Annotated in this window: 12 protein-coding genes; 3 read left to right on the top strand and 9 right to left on the bottom strand. The window is 64.5% G+C overall.

Translation table 11 applies throughout. The annotated features are described in order from the left end of the window. Positions 1–131 precede the first annotated feature (131 nt). Together metK and DCG74_RS30545 are read right to left on the bottom strand one after the other, a co-directional pair. Positions 132–1,328: a methionine adenosyltransferase gene (gene metK, locus DCG74_RS30540; protein ID WP_172785319.1), complete on the bottom strand. Its 1,197-nt coding sequence runs from the start codon at positions 1,326–1,328 to the stop codon at positions 132–134. Between the two features lie 57 nt (positions 1,329–1,385). After that, entirely contained in the window at positions 1,386–2,741 is a 1,356-nt protein-coding gene (locus DCG74_RS30545; protein ID WP_057028724.1) for a hypothetical protein, read from the bottom strand. A 164-nt stretch (positions 2,742–2,905) separates the two neighbouring features. Here DCG74_RS30545 and DCG74_RS30550 point away from each other — a divergent pair, with 164 nt between their 5' ends. Beyond that, on the top strand, positions 2,906–4,624 hold the full coding sequence (locus DCG74_RS30550; protein ID WP_172785320.1) for a caspase family protein: 1,719 nt from the start codon (positions 2,906–2,908) through the stop codon (positions 4,622–4,624). A gap of 172 nt (positions 4,625–4,796) precedes the next feature. On the opposite strand, the gene DCG74_RS30555 is transcribed toward DCG74_RS30550, so the two are convergent. The 6 genes from DCG74_RS30555 to DCG74_RS30580 form a co-directional block, all read right to left on the bottom strand. Next, entirely contained in the window at positions 4,797–5,915 is a 1,119-nt protein-coding gene (locus tag DCG74_RS30555) for a cobalamin-independent methionine synthase II family protein (protein ID WP_172785321.1), read from the bottom strand. A 19-nt stretch (positions 5,916–5,934) separates the two neighbouring features. Further along, positions 5,935–6,651, bottom strand: coding sequence for an ABC transporter ATP-binding protein (locus DCG74_RS30560; RefSeq protein WP_172785322.1), 717 nt, complete (start codon positions 6,649–6,651; stop codon positions 5,935–5,937). Further along, positions 6,644–7,399, bottom strand: coding sequence for an ABC transporter ATP-binding protein (locus DCG74_RS30565; RefSeq protein WP_172785323.1), 756 nt, complete (start codon positions 7,397–7,399; stop codon positions 6,644–6,646). Before DCG74_RS30565 ends, DCG74_RS30560 begins: the two co-directional genes overlap by 8 nt. Further along, complete coding sequence (locus tag DCG74_RS30570; protein ID WP_172785324.1) at positions 7,396–8,424, bottom strand: branched-chain amino acid ABC transporter permease; 1,029 nt, start codon at positions 8,422–8,424, stop codon at positions 7,396–7,398. Before DCG74_RS30570 ends, DCG74_RS30565 begins: the two co-directional genes overlap by 4 nt. 8 nt (positions 8,425–8,432) lie before the next feature. After that, the gene (locus DCG74_RS30575) at positions 8,433–9,302 is read right to left on the bottom strand and encodes a branched-chain amino acid ABC transporter permease (RefSeq protein WP_028137574.1); all 870 of its coding nucleotides are present in this window, start codon (positions 9,300–9,302) and stop codon (positions 8,433–8,435) included. A 209-nt stretch (positions 9,303–9,511) separates the two neighbouring features. Continuing rightward, positions 9,512–10,690, bottom strand: coding sequence for an ABC transporter substrate-binding protein (locus tag DCG74_RS30580; protein WP_172785325.1), 1,179 nt, complete (start codon positions 10,688–10,690; stop codon positions 9,512–9,514). A gap of 445 nt (positions 10,691–11,135) precedes the next feature. On the opposite strand from DCG74_RS30580, the gene DCG74_RS30585 reads away from it, so the two are divergent. Beyond that, positions 11,136–11,429, top strand: coding sequence for a hypothetical protein (locus DCG74_RS30585; RefSeq protein WP_172785326.1), 294 nt, complete (start codon positions 11,136–11,138; stop codon positions 11,427–11,429). Here the strand turns inward: DCG74_RS30585 and purU are convergent. Next, positions 11,426–12,289: a formyltetrahydrofolate deformylase gene (purU, locus tag DCG74_RS30590; protein ID WP_172785327.1), complete on the bottom strand. Its 864-nt coding sequence runs from the start codon at positions 12,287–12,289 to the stop codon at positions 11,426–11,428. The genes DCG74_RS30585 and purU overlap by 4 nt on opposite strands. A gap of 142 nt (positions 12,290–12,431) precedes the next feature. Here purU and DCG74_RS30595 point away from each other — a divergent pair, with 142 nt between their 5' ends. Continuing rightward, on the top strand, positions 12,432–13,274 hold the full coding sequence (locus DCG74_RS30595; RefSeq protein ID WP_172785328.1) for a uroporphyrinogen-III synthase: 843 nt from the start codon (positions 12,432–12,434) through the stop codon (positions 13,272–13,274). The last annotated feature ends 49 nt before the right edge of the window (positions 13,275–13,323 follow it).

Genomic DNA, 13,323 nt, shown 5'->3' on the forward strand with positions numbered 1-13,323 from the left:
TCTCCCTCTCCCCGTTCTTACGGGGAGAGGGCTGGGGTGAGGGGCTCTATCCAAGCACCGAGCTTGCGGAGAGTCCCCTCACCCGCCGCTTCGCGGCGACCTCTCCCCGCAAGCGGGGCGAGGTAAGGGCGCTAGAGCGCGCGCTTGAGCTGCTCGACGAGGTCGGTCTTCTCCCAGGAGAAGCCGCCCTCGTTATCGGGCGTGCGGCCGAAATGGCCGTAGGCCGAGGTGCGCGCGTAGATCGGCCGGTTGAGATCGAGATGGGTCCGGATGCCGCGCGGGGTGAGGTCCATCGCCTTGGCAGCGGCCTTCTCGAGTTGGTCTTCCGAAACCTTACCGGTGCCGTGGGTGTCGATGTAGATCGACAGCGGACGCGCCACGCCGATGGCGTAGGCAAGCTGCAGGGTGCAGCGGTCGGCAAGACCGGCGGCAACGATGTTCTTGGCGACGTAGCGCGCGGCATAGGCCGCCGAGCGGTCGACCTTGGTCGGATCCTTGCCGGAGAACGCGCCGCCGCCATGCGGGGCCGCGCCGCCATAGGTGTCGACGATGATCTTGCGGCCGGTCAGGCCGGAATCGCCGTCGGGACCGCCGATGTAGAACTTGCCGGTCGGGTTGATGTGCCAGATCGTCTTCGGGGTGATCCAGTCCTTCGGCAGCGCCTCGCGCACATAGGGCTCGACGATCTCGCGGACCTGGTTCGAGGTGAGGTCCGGGACCAGATGCTGGTGCGAGACCACGATCTCGCGCACGCCGACCGGCTTGCCGTTCTCGTACTGCACGGTGACCTGGCTCTTGGAGTCCGGACCCAGCACCTTCTCCTTGCCGGAGTGACGGGCTTCGGAGATCAGGCGCAGGATCTTGTGGGCGTAGAAGATCGGCGCCGGCATCAGATCGGGCGTCTCGTTGGTGGCGTAGCCGAACATGATGCCCTGGTCGCCCGCGCCTTCTTCCTTGACCTCGCCCGGCTGCAGCGCGTCGACGCCCTGGGCAATGTCGGCCGACTGCGGATGCAGGAGGATCTCGATGTCGCAGGTCTTCCAGTGGAAGCCTTCCTGCTCGTAGCCGATGTCCTTGATCGCGCCGCGCACGACGCTCTCGATCTGCTCGTTGGTCACCGACTTCGGGCCGCGGGTCTCACCGGCGATCACCACCTTGTTGGTGGTCGCGAGCGTCTCGCAGGCGGCGCGGATCTGCCAGGGGTCGATGCCCGCCTTCGGCCCTTCACGGTAGAACAGGTCGACGATCTCATCGGAGATCCGGTCACAGACCTTGTCCGGATGGCCCTCGGACACGGACTCGCTGGTGAAGAGATAGGACGCGCGCATCAGTAACCCCTTGTTCCGCCGCTAGGCGGGCGTTTGCGATGTTTACTTTTGGTGATGTCAATCACGCCGACGCGAGATGACGTAGGATTCGTCGAGAAACCAGAGCCCATTGTACTTTCGCAGCACGTCCCTGGCGGCATCCAGAGTGCGGCCGTTTTGAGTCATTTCTGTCAATCGGTCGTCCTCAATCTGAGCGACATACACCGCCGCATTCCACGCTGCAAAGGCCGTCGAGGTCCCGATGGTGCCGGTGACCTCGTTGGGCAGCGCTTCCATATCATACCTGAAGATCGAACGGTTATCCGCGTATGCATTAAAATTTAAGTCGCGGCCCACCGATCCAAGTTCATACTTAACTGCACGCAGTAGCTCATGACGGCTGACCGAGAAAGGATTTTCTCCAGGCCAGATCGCCTGGATCATTTCCATGCCCGGATCCTGCCCATGGGAGTGGATTCCGATCAGCCTGCCGCCCGGCCGAAGCGCCCGTGCCAGCGGTGCAATGATCCGCTTGGCCCGGAAATTGACCGATGACAGGGCCCGGTAGGGCTGGGATGCGATGACGAGGTCGAAATTCGCCTCAGTCTGGCCCGGCCGCGGAATGGTCGAATCGAGCAGGAACCTGTGGTCCTCGCGATAGAGCACGAGGACGACCGGCCGCTCGTAGAGCGGCATGGCCGTGCGTGGGCTGATTGCAGCGCGCCAGTTCTGCTCCAGAAAAGGCCTCAGCTCCGCGATCTGCTGCTCGAACTCGCCCGACGAAGCGCCGCGGAGCGGCACCTCGTGCCAGACAGTGGCCGCCGCCGCAGCAGGCGAAGCCGGCGTCAGCCAAGGCGCCTCCGCATAGAACATGTTGGTGAACACGAACACCGACGCCGGATGCTCGAAAATGCGGTCCGGCACCTTCTCCAGCGTCAGCCGCAAATCCTCCAGGCTGAGCTCCTTGCCCGCGACGTAGAACGGCATGTGCGGAAAGCGCTGGTGCGTGGCGCGCAGCACCCGCGCCAGCACCGTGCCGTCGCCGACGCCGGCGTCGAACAGGCGCAGCGCCGGCGGGCGCGGATGGATCGAGGCAAGCTCCAGCGCGACGCGGTCAGCGATCACCCGCTTTTCGCTGCAGGTGTGGACGAACAGCAGGTATTTCTGGCGGTTCTCGAAGAAGCGGAAATTGCCGCGCGGATCGCGCTTCTCGGGGGGCACCTGAAGTCCCCGCGGCGGCGGCACGCCGCCGGCCATCGATGCGGCCATATAGGCCTGGATCCGCTCCAGCGTGTCGATGGTAATGCGCTTTCCCTCGCGCAGGCGATGCACCAGCTTCCCATCGTTCACCGCGCGCCGGCCGAACGTCGATTCCGCCATGTCCGCCTTGCGGCAGAAGTCGGTGATCTGGCTCAGGATTTCGTCGTTCTTCATGAGTGGGATGTCAGTGGGCAGGAAGGTTGGGACCAGCGTCTTAGCAAATTCTGCCCACTCAGGGAATAGCGGAGGCGAGAGCCCGATGCTCACCTGGTGCGGTGAACCCCTGCACCTCGCCGGGCAACAAACAAGCGCTTCTCCTCTCGCATGAGACCACCACCATGCGCCGCCTCCTCGTCACGCTCAGCCTGCTCATCCTCGCGCACTGGTCCGTGCCGGCGGTGGCCCAGCCGCGCAACCAGCTCGGCCCGCTCTGCACCACCGAGACCACGCCGGCGGACAAGATGGTCGACGCCTGCACCAAGATCATCGCGCTGAAGGTCTTCAAGGGCGAGCAACTCGCCACCGTCCATTTCTGGCGCGCGGTGGGCTGGAACAAGAAGGGCGATTACGCCAAGGTCATCGCCGATGCGACGGAAGCGATCCGACTGAAGCCGAGCCAGGCGGCCCACAATCTGCGGGGATCGGCCTATTACGACAAAGGCGAGTACGAGATCGCGATCAGCGATTTCGACGATGCGCTGAAGCTCGGCTCGCCCAGCGGCACCATCTTCCACAATCGGGGCAACGCCTGGCGCGGCAAGCACGATTATGCCAAGGCGATCGCCGACTACGACATGGCGATCAAGGCCGATCCGAAATCGGCGTTCTCGTTCCAGAACCGCGGCATCTCCAAGGAAGCGCTCGGAGATCTCGACGGCGCGCTCGCCGACATCAACCAGGCGATCCGGCTCGATCCCTCGCTGCCGCAGCCACTGATCAACCGCACCGCGATCTGGCGCGCCAAGGGCGATCTCGATCGCGCCATCGCCGACGGCAGCGAGGCGATCCGGCTCGCCAAGGAGAAGCCTCCGGTCAACATCATGACGCCGCCCAACAGCGTGCTGATCTCCGGCTACATCCATCGCGCGCTGGCCTATGAAGCCAAGGGCGACTACGCCCGTGCCGGCGAGGACTACAAGGCGACGCTGGCGATCGTGGCATCCGACGCCGGCAGCAAGGCCAACCAGGCCACCGCAAAGGTGCGCCTGTCGCTGCTGACGGAGCCGGCCGCGCCGATCCCGCGCGATGCGCCGTCCCCGACGACGCAGCCGTCGCCATCCCCTGCTCCGCAGCAGACCGGCGCGGCACCGACACCATCGCCGGCCCCGGCCGGCCGCGGCACGCGCATGGCGCTGGTGATCGGCAACGGCGCCTATACCCATGTCAAGGCGCTGCCCAATCCACCCAACGATGCGCGGGCGGTCGCCAAGAGCCTGCGTGACATCGGCTTCAGCGTGTCGGAGGGCGTCGATCTCGATCGCGCCGCGATGCAGAAGATGACGCGCGACTTTCTTCGCGCGGCTGCCCGGGCGCAGGTGGCATTGGTCTATTATGCCGGCCATGGCGTGCAGGTCGACGGCCGCAACTATCTCATTCCGGTCGACGTCGCGCTCAAGCCGGGCGCGAGCCTGACGGAGGCGATGATCGACATGGACACGATCATGGCCGGCCTCGACGACCAAGTCCGCACCAACATCCTGATCTTCGATGCCTGCCGCAACAACCCGATGGCGCAGCAGGTCGCATCTGCCGGAAACAATCGCGGCATCGAGGGCGCCTCGGGCCTCGCCGCGCCGACGAGTCTCGGCACCGGCGCAACATTGGGGGCCGGCACGCTGATCGCATTCGCCACCGCGCCGGGCCAGGTGGCGCTCGACGGCGAAGGCGCCAACTCCCCGTTCTCCGCCGCCCTGTCGCGCCATATCGGCACGCCCGGGCTGGAGGTGCAGCAGATGCTCACGCGGGTGCGGGCCGAGGTGGTCTCGACCACGAAGAACAAGCAGGTGCCGTGGTCGAATTCGTCGCTGCTGGGTGAGGTCTATCTGGCGGAGAAGTGAGGGCGAGAATGCGACTGGTTTTGAACGCCGCGCTGTTCGCCCAACACTCAGGTGTCATCGCCCGGCTTGACCGGGCGATCCAGTACTCCGAGACAAGTGTGGGTTAGATCGATGGGCCGCGGCGTACTGGGTTCCCCGCTTTCGCGGGGAATGACAGTGAGCAAGCGGAGACTTACTGTCCCCACACTTCCTTCGCGATCTCGACCGCAAGGCTGAGCTTGGCCCACTGCTCCTCCTCGGAGAGGATGTTGCCCTCTTCCGTCGAGGCAAAGCCGCATTGCGGCGACAGCGCGAGCTGCTCCAGCGGGGCAAACTTGGCGGCTTCTTCCAGACGGCGCTTGATGTCGTCCTTCTTCTCGAGCTCGCCGAACTTCGAGGTGATGACGCCGACCACGACGACCTTGTTGCCCTTGGGCAGGAAGCGCAGCGGCTCGAAGCCGCCGGCGCGATCGCTGTCGTATTCCAGGAAGTAGCCGTCGTAATTGGTGCCGGCGAGCATGGTCTCGGCAACAGGCTCGTAGCCGCCCGAAGAAATCCAGGTCGAGCGGAAATTGCCGCGGCAAACATGCGTGGTCACAACCATGTCGGCCGGCTTCTCCGCCAGCGCATAGTTGATGATGCGGGCATAGATCTGCTGCAGGCCATCCGGGTTATCACCGCGCTCGCGCGCCTTCTGCAATTCGTCCTGCGAGCAGAGATAGGCCCAGACGGTATCGTCGAACTGGAGATAGCGGCAGCCGGCGTCGTAGAACGCCTTGACGGCCTTGCGGTAGGTCTTGCCGAGATCTTCGTAGAAAGCGTCGAGATCGGGATAGACGTCCTTGGAGATCGACTTGCGCCCGCCGCGGAAGTGGAGCACCGCCGGCGAAGGGATCGTCATCTTGGCGGTGACGTGGGCCTGGTCGGCGACCTTCTTCAGGAAGCGGAAGTGGTCCAGCATCGGGTGACTATCGGGAAAGTCGAGCTTGCCGATAACGCGGACCGCATCGTGACGGGTCTGCACACCCGTGAACTGGATGCCGGTGTCGGGATGAAACAACTCGCAGCCGGTGAGCTTGGCCAGAAAATCGAAATGCCACCAGGAGCGGCGGAATTCGCCGTCGGTCGCGAGCTTCAGCCCAATCGAGGCCTGCTTGTGCACGACCTTCTCGATCTCCATGTCCTCGACCTTGCGCAGATCGTCGGCCGAGATCTCGCCCTTCTCCAGCCGGCTACGGGCTTCCTTGATCTTGGCGGGACGCAGGAGGCTGCCGACCTCGTCGGCGCGGAAGGGGGCTTTGGTTCGCTGCATGTGTCACTCCCTGGACATCTTAGTGGGCCCTCGCCCCGGCGACGCCGAGATGGCGTTCCAAGACAGAGGGGTCGGTCTTCAGCGCGGCGCTCGGAGCGTCGTGGACGATCGTTCCGCGCTCCAATATCACAACGCGGTCGGCGAGCCCCAGAATCTTTTGGGCGTTCTGCTCGACGATGATCGAGCAAATACCTCCGGACCGGGTGATGGTCCCGATCGCCTTCAAGAGTTCCTCGACGATGATCGGCGCAAGGCCCTCGGTCGGCTCGTCCAGCAGCAGGACTTTCGGATTGAGGGTGAGTGCGCGGCCGATCGCCAACATCTGCTGCTCGCCGCCGGAGAGCTGGTTGCCGAAATTGCTCCGCCGCTCCTTCAGCCGCGGAAACATCTCGTAGACTTTCTCGACCGTCCAGGGGCCGGGCTGCGCCACCGCGGTCATGTTCTCTTCCACCGTCAGCGAGCGGAAGATGTTGCGCTCCTGCGGCACCCAGCCGATGCCGGCGCGCGCCCGCTGGTCGGGCCGCATCGCCGTGACGTCGGTGCCGGCAAGCGCAATGGAGCCGGCGAAGCGGCGCGTCACGCCGACGATGGAATTGATCAGCGTGGTCTTCCCGGTGCCGTTGCGCCCGAGCAGCGCCAGCACGTGTCCTTCGGCGAGGCGGAGCGTCATCTTCGGCAACACCACGGCCTCGCCGTAGCCGGCCCGCAGTGAATCGATCGCGAGCAGGTCAGACATTGACCGCCTCCTCGCCGAGATAGACGGCCTTCACCTGCGGATCGCGCGCGACTTGCTCGGGCGGACCTTCGGTCAGCACCGCGCCCGAGACCAGCACCGAGATGCGATCGGCAAACGAGAACACGAGGTCCATGTCGTGCTCGATCAGGAGCACAGTGACGTCCCGCGGCAGGCTGCCGACGACGGCGAGAATATCGTGGCGCTCGCTCTCGGGCACGCCGGCGGCGGGCTCGTCGAGCAGCAGCACGCGCGGCTTGGCCGCAATGGCGACCGCGATCTCGAGCAGCCGCTGCTTGCCGTAGGGCAGCGTCACGGTCTCTTCGTTCATGACGTCGAGCAGGTGGAAGCGGGAGAGCAGATCGGCGATCTCGCCATTGACGTCGCTGCGCGTGCCCATGCGCCGCCACCAGTCGCCGCCATGGCCGAGACGCTCAGACACCGCGAGCCCGATGGTCTCGAGCGGGGTCAGGTCCGGGTAGAGCTGGTTGATCTGGAAGGTGCGTGACAGACCGCGCAGCACGCGCTTGTGCACGGGCAGATCGGTGATGTCCTGGCCTTCGAGCAGGATGCGGCCCGAGTTCGGCTTCAGCACGCCGGTGAGCTGGTTGATGACCGTGGTCTTGCCGGCACCGTTGGGGCCGATCAACGCGTGGCGGGCGCCCTGCTCGACCTTCAGCGACAGATCGCGGGTGACGCGCAGGCCGCCGAACTGCTTTTCGAGATTCTGGGTTTCCAGCGCGATGGTCATGAATCGCTCTCCGGCACGGCGACGATCGCCTTGCGGCCCGCATTCTGCCTGATGATCAGGTTCGGCACATACAGCACCCAGCGATGCAGGCGCTGGCGGCCGACCAGCACGATCACGACCAGCACGAGGCCGATCCAGAACTGCCAGTATTGCGGCGTGATGGTCGAGAACAATTCCTGGAGCATGCGGAAGATCACCGCGCCGATCAACCCGCCATAGAGATAGCCGGTGCCGCCGATGACCAGCACCAGCATCAGGTCCGCCGAGCGTTCGAAGGCGAACACGTCGAGCGAGGCGATCGCGGTCGTCTGGGTGAACAGCGCCCCCGCAATGCCGGCATAGAACGCGGCGAGCGTATAGATCGCGATCAGGCGACGGTTGACGGGAACGCCAATGGCGGCGGCCCGCAGGGGATTGTTCTTGATGGCGCGCAGCGACAGGCCGAACGGGGAATGCACGACGCGGCGGGCGAACAGGAACAGCACGAACAACACGGCTAGCGAATAGAAGAAGCCGGCCTTGCCGAACATGTCGAACGGGATCTCGCCGAAGATCGGCTGCATCTCGATGCCCTGCAGGCCGTCGGTCCCGCCGGTGATGTTGGAGAAGCGTTCGGCGAGCGCTTCCAGCAGCAGCGCGATGCCGAGCGTCACCATCAGGCGCGTCAGGTCGACGCCGCGGATCACCAGAAAGCTGGTGGCGAAGCCGAGCACCATGGCGGCAAGGCCGGCGACGATCAGCGCCAGCACGGGCTCCTTGACGATGCCGTGAAGCGCCAGCAGCCCCGCGGCATAGGCGCCGACTCCGAAGAACGCCGCATGGCCCAGCGAGACGATGCCGGCATAGCCGAGGATGAGATCGAGCGACATCGCGAACAGCGCGAGGCGCAGGATGTCGGTCATGATCAGATAGCGCGACGGAAATGCGAAACCGCAGGCCAGCACGATCAGCCAGAAGGCGATCTCGCCATAGTGCCAGCGCGCCTTGCGCTGGGCATGGTAGCCGACGTCGGAAGCAGCGCTCATCGGTGAACTCAACGCGCGGCCGTGCGGCCGAACAGGCCGTTCGGTCGCCAGATCAGGATCACGATCATCATGGTGTAGATCACGAAGGGGCCCATCTTCGGCACGTAATATTTGCCGGCGACGTCCCCGATACCGAGCAGCAGCGAGGCGAGGAACGGGCCTGTTATCGAGGACGAGCCGCCGACGGTGACCACGATCAGGAAGTAGATCATGAACTTCAGCGGGAAATACGGATCGAGGCCGAGGATCTCGGCGCTGAGCGCGCCGCCGAGGCCGGCGAGCCCGCAACCGAAGGCAAAGGTGAAGGCGAACACCTGCGGCACATTGATGCCGAGACCGCTCGCGGCGCGGGGATCATCGACCGCAGCGCGCAGGCGGCTGCCGAAGCGCGTCTTCGCCAGCACCATTTGAAGCGCGATGGTCAGCAGGCCGCAGATCACGATGATCATGAGCCGGTAGCGACCGATGCCGACGCCGAACAGGTCGAACTGGCCTTGTAGTGCGGCAGGCAAATTGATGAAGACCCGCGAGGACCCCTGGATGTAATCGACGGCCGCCACCGACATGAAGGTCAGGCCGATCGTGAACAGCACCTGGTCGAGATGGCTGCGGGTGTAGAGATGACGGTACAGCGTCCGTTCGAGCGCGATGCCGATTGCAGCCGAGGAGACGAAAGCGAGCGGCAGGGCGGCAAAGAACGGCCAGCCCATCCGGTTGACCAGCACCATGCAGATATAGCCCCCCGCCATCGCGAAGGCGCCGTGGGCGAGATTGACGAAGTTCATCAGGCCGAGCGTGACCGCGAGCCCGCAGGCGAGCACGAACAGCAGCATGCCGTAGGCGACGCCATCGAACAGGTTGGTGAGGATTGCGGTCATCAGCAGTCGAGGGTCATCTCAAATTGGCCAAGGGCCGTGCTGCACTCCCTCTCCCGCTTGCGGGAGAGGGTTGGGGAGAGGGTGCTTCAACACGAAGACTCCCCCAGAGGAGAGAGCCCTCACCCGGCGCTTTGCGCCGACCTCTCCCGCAAGCGGGAGAGGTAAGGCGAGCATGCCGAGAGAGCCCCGGGATGACGCGCTTTCGCGCGTCACTTCTTGGTCTTGCCGAGATCCTTGACGGCCTCGAAGGTCGCGAACTCGACGTTGTAGAGTTCGCCATCCACCTTCTCGACCTTGCGGATGTAGATGTTCTGAACGATGTCGCGGGTCTCGGGGTCGATCGAGATCGGACCGCGCGGGCTCTCCCACTTCTGGCCCTTCATCGCCTCGATCAGCTTGTCGCCGTTGGTGTCGCCACCGGTCTTCTTCAGCGCCTCGTAGATCAGGTGGATGCCGTCGTAGCCGCTCACCGCCATGAAGCCGGGACGGTTGCCGAAGGCCTTCTTGTAGGCCGCGACGAAGTCCTTATTCATCGCGGACGGATGCGCCGCAGAGTAGAGATGCGCGGTGACCGTGCCGAGCACGGCGTCGCCCATATTGTTGAGCAAATCGTCGTCGGTGACGTCGCCGGGCCCAATCACCTTGATGCCGGCCTTGTCGAGGCCGCGCTCGGCATATTGCTTCATGAAGTTGCCGCCCTGGCCCGCCGGCACGAACACGAAGATGGCGTCGGGCTTGGCATCCTTCATGCGCTGCAGGAACGGGGCGAAGTCGGGGTTCTGCAGGGGGACCTTGACCTCTTCGACCACCTCGCCGCCGCCCGCGGTGAAGTTCTGCTTGAAGAAGTTCAGCGCGTCATTGCCCGGCGCGTAGTCCGAAGTCAGCGTCGCGACCTTCTTGATGCCGTTCTTCACCGCCCAGTCGCCGATGATGGTCGAGGACTGCGCCAGCGTGAAGCTGGTGCGCACGATATAGGGCGAACGCTCGGTGATGATGGAGGTGCCCGCCGCCATCACGACTTCCGGGATCTTGGCCTGCGTTGCGAGCGGCGCTGCGGCGAGCGCGGCCGGAGTCACGCCGAAGCCGGCGATGAAATTGACCTTGTCGTTGACGATCAGCTCCTGCGCGGCGGTCTTGGTCTTGTCCGGGATCGCAGCGTCGTCCTTCAGGATGATCTCGACCTTCTTGCCGGCGACGGTGTCGCCCTTCTGCTGCATGTAGAGCTTGATCGCGTTCTCGATCTGCTTGCCGGTCGAGGCCTGACCGCCGGTCATCGGCAGGATCAGCCCGATCTTGACCGCGTCTTCCGCCTTGGCGGGCGCGACGGCCGCAAGTCCCGCGATGGCAACGACCCCTGCGGTGCGTGAAAAAATCCTGCGTTCGAACATCAGATGTCCCTCCCCTTCATTCCTCACCTCTTGTGCGCCGGACCGAGTGCCCGGTCCTTGCCGCGCTTCACTGACGGACAAGCCATGCCGTGCGGCCACATGGCGTCCTCTGCAACCCCGTTGTCAATCGGACGTTGGGCGACCATTCGGCGCAAGCCGCACGATCTGCCTCAACGACGGCGGGATGATATTTGTACGATTGTACAAATAAACTGGTCCTGTCAACGAAAAAGCCCCTGCGCGGGCATCGAACGACAAATACGCGATGTATACCGTACCAACTGCAGCCACCCCATCAAGCGCTAAAATCGCCTACTATAATACCTTATCTGTATACAGCTTCGCCCACCCTCGAATAGGCCAATTTTACATATTGAGAGCTATGGTTCGCCGCTGACGCCTATCCAGCGCTCCTCCATCCGTGCCCGATCGGGCACGACCAGAGATGTCTATGAGTTCCCGTTCGCTTTCGATCGCCGCTGCAGTTGCCCTGCTAGCTCCCATTCTTGCAGGCTGCGGGACGGTCAATGAAAAGCTCTCCGCCGGCATGGGCGACTACGTCCCGCAATGGGCCGGCGGCCTGCCCGCCGATGCGCCGCCGCGACCCGGCACGCCGCAATACGACGCCTACATGAAAGAACGCGAACGCAAGCGGCTGATGCCGGCGGCCGATCGCGAGAAGGAAGAGCAGGCCCAGAAGGGCGCGACGGGGACGACGTCGGCTGGCGCGGTGCGCTAATCCACGAACACCACGGTCTTGCGGCCGTTGAGGATGACGCGGTCGTCGAGATGGTAGCGAATGGCCCGCGCCAACACGCGGCGCTCGATGTCGCGCCCTTTGCGGACCAGATCTTCCGGCGTGTCGCGATGGCTGATGCGCTCGACGTCCTGGTCGATGATCGGGCCCTCGTCGAGATCGCGCGTGACGTAGTGCGCGGTGGCGCCGATCAGCTTGACGCCGCGCTCATGCGCCTGGTGATAGGGTTTGGCGCCCTTGAAGCCCGGCAGGAACGAGTGGTGGATGTTGATGCAGCGCCCCGACAGCTTTGCCGAGAGATCGTCGGACAGGATCTGCATGTAGCGGGCGAGCACCACCAGATCAGTCTTCGTCTTGCCGACGAGGTCCATGATCTGCGCCTCCTGCTCGCGCTTGGTCTCCTTGGTGACGGGCAGGTGGTGGAACGGGATGCCGCCGAAATCGAGCCCGGCATAGACCTCGCGTGGATGGTTGGAGACGATCGCGGTCGGAACCATCGGCAATTCGCCGGTGCGCCAGCGATAGAGGATGTCGACCAGGCAGTGGTCGGACTTTGACACCAGCAGCATCACCTTGCGATGCGCGGCGCGGTCGCGCATCTGCCATTCCATGCCGAAACGCTCGGCGATCGCGGCAAAGCCGGTCTGGAGCGCCGACAGCTCCACGGCAAGGTCGGCTGCGGTGAACACCACCCGCATGAAGAATTTCTTGGTCTCGACGTCGTCGAACTGCTGGGCGTCGAGGATGTTCTGTCCGTTATGAGCAAGAAACGTCGACACCGCCGAGACGATGCCGGGGCGATCCGGGCAGGACAGGGTCAGAACATATTGATGGTCGGGCAAGGCTCGGCTCTTGATGAAGGTTTGTGCAGCGGAACGATCCAGCGATTTGCGCCCTGCTCTAGCACCGACCCCGCCCTTGCGCCAATCCCAAGCGCGGAGTCAGGATGAACGGACAATTGCGAATTCTCACCGGAGCATCCCCATGGCCGACCGCTTGAACGGCTACCGCATCCTGATCCTGGAAACGCGCGAGGAGGCGCAGTTCTCCAAGCTTCTGGCCGAGCAAGGCGCCGAGGTCGTGCAGTGCCCGATGTTCACCATCCGCGATGCACCGGATCCGGCGCCAGTCGAGGCCTGGATCCGCCGTGCCATCGACAAGCCGTTCGACGATCTCGTGCTGATGACTGGCGAAGGCCTGCGCCGCATCATGAAGCTCGCCCGCGCCCGTGGGCTCGACGCCGCCCTTATCGCTGTGCTCGCCCAAGCGCGAAAATTTAGCCGCGGCCCGAAGCCGGGCAAGGCATTGCGCGAGATCGGCCTCGAGGCGCAGCAGACCACTGAGAAGCCGACCTCCGAAGGCGTGATCGAGATGCTGGCCAAGCTCGACCTGAAGGGGCGGCGCCTCGGTCTCCAGCTTTATCCCGACAAGGACCACAGCGCGCTGACCGGCGCGCTGGCCGCGCAAGGTGCCACCGTCGATACCGTGCTGCCCTACGTCTACGATTCCAAGGCCGCCGATGCCAGCATCGTCGCCGCCATTGACGACATGGCAGAGGGACGCATCGACTCGATGGCCCTCACCAATCTCGGCCAGGTCCGTCGGCTGATCGAGGCTGCCAAGGCGCACGGCAGCGAGACGAAGCTGCGCGCAGGTCTCGAACGCACATTGATCGCATCGGTCGGCCCGGCGGTTTCCGGCGAGCTCGCAGCGCATGGCTTGCGCACCGACGTCTCGCCGGCTGACGAAGCCTATTTCATGCGTCCCCTGATCTCGGCCATGGCAAGTGCGTTGGCTGACAGGAAGGCGGCAAGCGCAGCGAGGTAAGAGCCGAACGCGGAGGCGGCCTGCGGCGGCCGCGATTGACACCGGCATC

The sequence above is a fragment of the Bradyrhizobium sp. WBAH42 genome, from assembly GCF_024585265.1.
Classification (GTDB): domain Bacteria; phylum Pseudomonadota; class Alphaproteobacteria; order Rhizobiales; family Xanthobacteraceae; genus Bradyrhizobium.

Bases quoted from the DNA above. Each gene is read 5' to 3' on its own strand.
- metK (WP_172785319.1), bottom strand. From the start codon at position 1,328: ATGCGCGCGTCCTATCTCTTCACCAGCGAGTCCGTGTCCGAGGGCCAT.
- DCG74_RS30545 (WP_057028724.1), bottom strand. From the start codon at position 2,741: ATGAAGAACGACGAAATCCTGAGCCAGATCACCGACTTCTGCCGCAAG.
- DCG74_RS30550 (WP_172785320.1), top strand. From the start codon at position 2,906: ATGCGCCGCCTCCTCGTCACGCTCAGCCTGCTCATCCTCGCGCACTGG.
- DCG74_RS30555 (WP_172785321.1), bottom strand. From the start codon at position 5,915: ATGCAGCGAACCAAAGCCCCCTTCCGCGCCGACGAGGTCGGCAGCCTC.
- DCG74_RS30560 (WP_172785322.1), bottom strand. From the start codon at position 6,651: ATGTCTGACCTGCTCGCGATCGATTCACTGCGGGCCGGCTACGGCGAG.
- DCG74_RS30565 (WP_172785323.1), bottom strand. From the start codon at position 7,399: ATGACCATCGCGCTGGAAACCCAGAATCTCGAAAAGCAGTTCGGCGGC.
- DCG74_RS30570 (WP_172785324.1), bottom strand. From the start codon at position 8,424: ATGAGCGCTGCTTCCGACGTCGGCTACCATGCCCAGCGCAAGGCGCGC.
- DCG74_RS30575 (WP_028137574.1), bottom strand. From the start codon at position 9,302: ATGACCGCAATCCTCACCAACCTGTTCGATGGCGTCGCCTACGGCATG.
- DCG74_RS30580 (WP_172785325.1), bottom strand. From the start codon at position 10,690: ATGTTCGAACGCAGGATTTTTTCACGCACCGCAGGGGTCGTTGCCATC.
- DCG74_RS30585 (WP_172785326.1), top strand. From the start codon at position 11,136: ATGTCTATGAGTTCCCGTTCGCTTTCGATCGCCGCTGCAGTTGCCCTG.
- DCG74_RS30595 (WP_172785328.1), top strand. From the start codon at position 12,432: ATGGCCGACCGCTTGAACGGCTACCGCATCCTGATCCTGGAAACGCGC.